The sequence below is a fragment of the Methylobacterium sp. WL18 genome, from assembly GCF_008040015.1.
GTDB lineage: Bacteria > Pseudomonadota > Alphaproteobacteria > Rhizobiales > Beijerinckiaceae > Methylobacterium > Methylobacterium mesophilicum.
Window position 1 is genome coordinate 1 of the sequence record NZ_VRVD01000467.1, and the last position, 3,748, is coordinate 3,748.

The 3,748-nt window shown below is 65.3% G+C and carries 4 protein-coding genes; 2 read left to right on the forward strand and 2 right to left on the reverse strand.

Going from position 1 to position 3,748, the window contains the following annotated elements; genetic code table 11:
• Together FV228_RS23025 and FV228_RS23030 are read left to right on the forward strand one after the other, a co-directional pair.
• On the forward strand, positions 1 to 718 hold a 718-nt coding region (locus FV228_RS23025; protein WP_147856719.1), incomplete at its 5' end, for a protein kinase.
• Between the two features lie 167 nt (positions 719 to 885).
• A complete protein-coding gene (locus FV228_RS23030) occupies positions 886 to 1,650 on the forward strand; it encodes a class I SAM-dependent methyltransferase (RefSeq protein ID WP_187277869.1) in 765 nt (254 codons plus the stop codon).
• A gap of 114 nt (positions 1,651 to 1,764) precedes the next feature.
• Here the strand turns inward: FV228_RS23030 and FV228_RS23035 are convergent, their stop codons facing one another.
• Positions 1,765 to 2,595, reverse strand: a complete 831-nt coding sequence (locus tag FV228_RS23035) for an FkbM family methyltransferase (RefSeq protein ID WP_147856721.1) — start codon at positions 2,593 to 2,595, stop codon at positions 1,765 to 1,767.
• A 307-nt stretch (positions 2,596 to 2,902) separates the two neighbouring features.
• Positions 2,903 to 3,748, reverse strand: an 846-nt coding sequence (locus FV228_RS23040; protein WP_348645069.1) for a hypothetical protein, incomplete at its 5' end; no start/stop codon positions are given.

Below are 3,748 nucleotides of genomic sequence, written 5' to 3' on the forward strand. Positions count from 1 at the left end.
TGCCCAGGCGGCGGCCGTGCCGTGGACGGCGCTCGAGGTCGGCGATTTGCTTGGGGAGGGGGCCTCGGGCCGGGTCCACCGGGCCGTCTGGCGTGGGCCGTCCGGCCCGCAGGAGGTGGCGCTGAAGCTGTTCAAGGGCGCGATGACCAGCGACGGCCTGCCGGAGCGCGAGATGGAAGCCTGCCTCGCCGCCGGAACTCATCCGGCACTTACGGGTGCCCTCGGTCGGCTCGTCGACCATCCCGAAGGCGCACAGGGCTTGCTGCTCCGGCTCTTGCCATCGCAGTGGCGCGTTCTCGCCGGGCCGCCAAGCCTCGCGAGTTGTAGCCGCGACTGCTACGACCCTGCTCTGACGCTCGCCACCGGGCATGCCCTGCGCATCGCCGGCGCGGTGGCCGACGCCGTGGCCCACCTGCACGGGCGCAACCTGCTTCACGGCGACGTCTATGCTCACAACACGCTGTGGGATGCCGCGACCGGCGGCGCCGTGCTCAGCGATTTCGGCGCCGCCTCGGCGCTGCCTGCCGGCGAAGACGGTGCCGCGTTGAAGCGGATCGAGGTGCGGGCAGTGGGGATCCTGATGAGCGAATTGCTGGACCGCAGCAACGCGGTACCGAACAGGCTGCAGGCGCTTGTAGAGGCCTGCCTGCAACCGAACCCGAAGAAGCGGCCCGATCTGGCGGACGCAATCTCCGCGATCAGGCGGATGTCAGAGTAACGTCACAGCACGATTTTCCGACGGACAGATTTTCTGTTGCGCGCGGCGTTTCTGCGAGGCAATCTCGATCATTCGCAAAGGTGACGACGGCGCCCTTTATGAACAGTCGCGGCCTCGAGTCTTTAGGAATCGTTCCAGAAACGCTTCTGATTCCGCTGGCCGCTAGGATGATCGCACAGGATCGCCATCCCGATCTTCAGTTCAGGGACAGCGAAGCCTCACGGATCGGGGCCGCGCTGGGTTTCGATCCCGCGCGCTTTGCCGGAGATACGGGCAGCATGCGCGGTTCGGTGATCCGCGCCCAATGGTTCGACCGGATCACCGAAACCTTCATCACGTCCCACCCATCGGGCTTGTGCGTCAGCATCGGTTCGGGGCTTGACGACCGTCCGGCGCGCATCCGGCTGCCCGCCACGCTTGACTGGATCGACGCGGACTTCGCAAACGTCGTCCGTCTCCGCGATACCCTGATCGCCCGCCGCGCAAATGTCCGGACCCTCACCGTCATGGAGACGGAGCCGCTTGCCTGGATGGACGGCATCAACTGGGTTCCCGAACGGCCAGTTCTGGTCCTGGCGGAAGGTGTCTCGATGTATCTCGCGCCGGCCTTGGGCGAAGATCTTGTACGCGGGCTCGTAGAGCGGGCGGGGCGCAACAGAGCCTCGATCGAGTTGGCCGCCGACTTCGCGTCCCCTGTCATGGTGCGGCATTCGCGGCGCAACCCGAGTATCGCCAAGACTCGCGCGTCGTTTCTATGGGCGGTGGCACGGCCGGAGGCGGTGGGGGAGATCGCGCCCGGCCTCGCTTTGGTCGAGGCGGACGACATCACGCGCCGCTGCGGCGCAGTGGCTTGGACCATGGCCACGGTGCACAGGCTTCTGACTGGCAGACCCGTCTATTTCTGCGGCCACTACCGCTACCGGCCCAGTTGATGCCCGTTCGCAGGGTCGTCGACCGACAGCACGGTGACGCGTATCCCGACCGAGCCGGACGACCGGCAGTGATCGATCGGGATATGCTGCGCCGTTCGCGATCAGGGACGACGATCACGCATCCGGGGCTGCGACGATCACCGATCCTTCAGCCCTGAGTTCACCGGATACGTACGAGCTATCCCACTGAGAGAACTGCCGGAAAACCCGGACATATCCCTTCGACGCGAGAAGCGTGTCGATCGCGACATCGTTCTTCGGATTGTTCTCGACGGATATGACATTGAATTTGCGGCTGAAGCTGTAAGCCGACAGGATGTCGAGTTCGCTCCCCTCGGTATCGATCGACAGGTAATCGACGCAAGGAGGCGCCGCGTAGGCGTCGAGCAGATCGTCCAGGGAAATGGTTTCGATCTCGAGGCGCTGCCCGCGACTGCGCGTTTCGGCGAAATGGTCGGACTCGGCGAAGCTGGCGATGCCGCTCAATTCGGGATCCGAGTCGTTGGTCGCGATGAAGGTGACCGTCTCGTGCGACCGAGACGAAACGCATCTGTGCTCGATCGCGGCGTCTCGCTCGGCCGCCAACGCGGCATGCCAGATGGGATTCGGCTCCGCGAGAATCCCCTTCCACCCCAGTGTTTTTTCGAGCAGCCACGTGTTGCTGTTCTTCCTGCCGTTCGTGGCTCCGAATTCTACAAAGTAGCCACCGATCTTCTCGCCCAACTCGAAGCAAACCCATAGATCCTGCAAAATCTGCGATTTCGACCGAGACCTCCGCGCCAGGCAATACGCAAGGAACGCCGCATCGCGATCTAATATGAACCGTCGCACCTCCTTTCTGTTGAGCCGGAGAGCGTTGAATAACATCTTCTGCAGGGAGACATTGTCGAACAGCTTGCCGGCCAAGCTAGACGCACCGGAAAGGAGATAGTCCTTGGAAGTCATCACCGTCCGGCTCAGATACATGAATTTGCGCAGCGAATTAAATGTTTTTACTATAATGTCAAGGACATGGCGCAGCGCATCTCATGCGGTCGCGACCGGTTCAGATCGGTCCCGAACCGCCGGATGATGCTGTAGGCCGAAAAAGCCGGGTCTGCTTCGGGGATTTGTCGCCGTGCCGGCATCCAGGAAAGACCTGGCTCTGCCCTTCGACACCGGGACACCGGGCGGCCCCCATTCGTCATCGTGGACCGAGGCGGCCCCCGGGAGGCGCTGCCGCATCGGCTTGAGACCGATGGGCCTCGCGAGCCTATCGCGACAGCGGTGGCCCCGGATCGATCGCCGGCAACTCGTTCGCCGGGAGGGCCGCGCCGACCTGCGCCTGCGCACTGCCAACCCCGCGCGCCCGGTTTGCCAGAGTGACGGTGAGGCGCTCGGCCGTATCGGGCTGCATCGCCGAGAGTACCTCGGCCATCTTGCGCGGGTTCATGGCCAACACGATCGGCACCAGCACGTCGTGGCCGAGGCGGTCGAACACCCGGGCAGCGTCCTTGGGCTTCATCGTCTCATACATCGTGACGATGTTCTTGAGCCCCTGCTTCTCGGCATCCTCGCGGGCCTTAGCCGCCGCGTCGACCTTCTCCTCCGCCTGCTTGAGGTCGCCCAGCCCGGTCTCGAGCTTGCGCTCGGCATCGTTGAGCATCTTCTCGCGCAGTTCCAGCTCGTCGTTCTTTTGGCGCAGCGCGTCACGCCGGGCTCCGAGCTTTTCCAGGAGCGCGCGTTCGGTCGGGGAACCGGATGCCGCCTTCGCAGGCTCGGGCGCGGGCATCTCCGGCGGCTTCTCGATGGGTGCCGCGGCCGCCTCCTCCTTGGCGCCGACCGAGCCGGTGGTAACCGGATCAGGCGGCTCGTAGCCGGTGCGTGCCCGGGCCACCGCCCGGCCATATTCGGGCAGGGTTCCGGCGCCGGGCAGGCCGACCTGCGCCAGGGTGAGCAGCTTGAGCAGCAGAAGGCCGGCGGCCGCGATCGCTACGGCATCGATCAGGCGCAGCCGCACCGGCCGCACGGGTTTCCGCCGCGAGCGACGCAGGGCCGTGGCGGCCGGGCGCGGCGCCTTCGGAATTGGCTTGGGTGCCGGCGGGATCTTTGGGGCCGG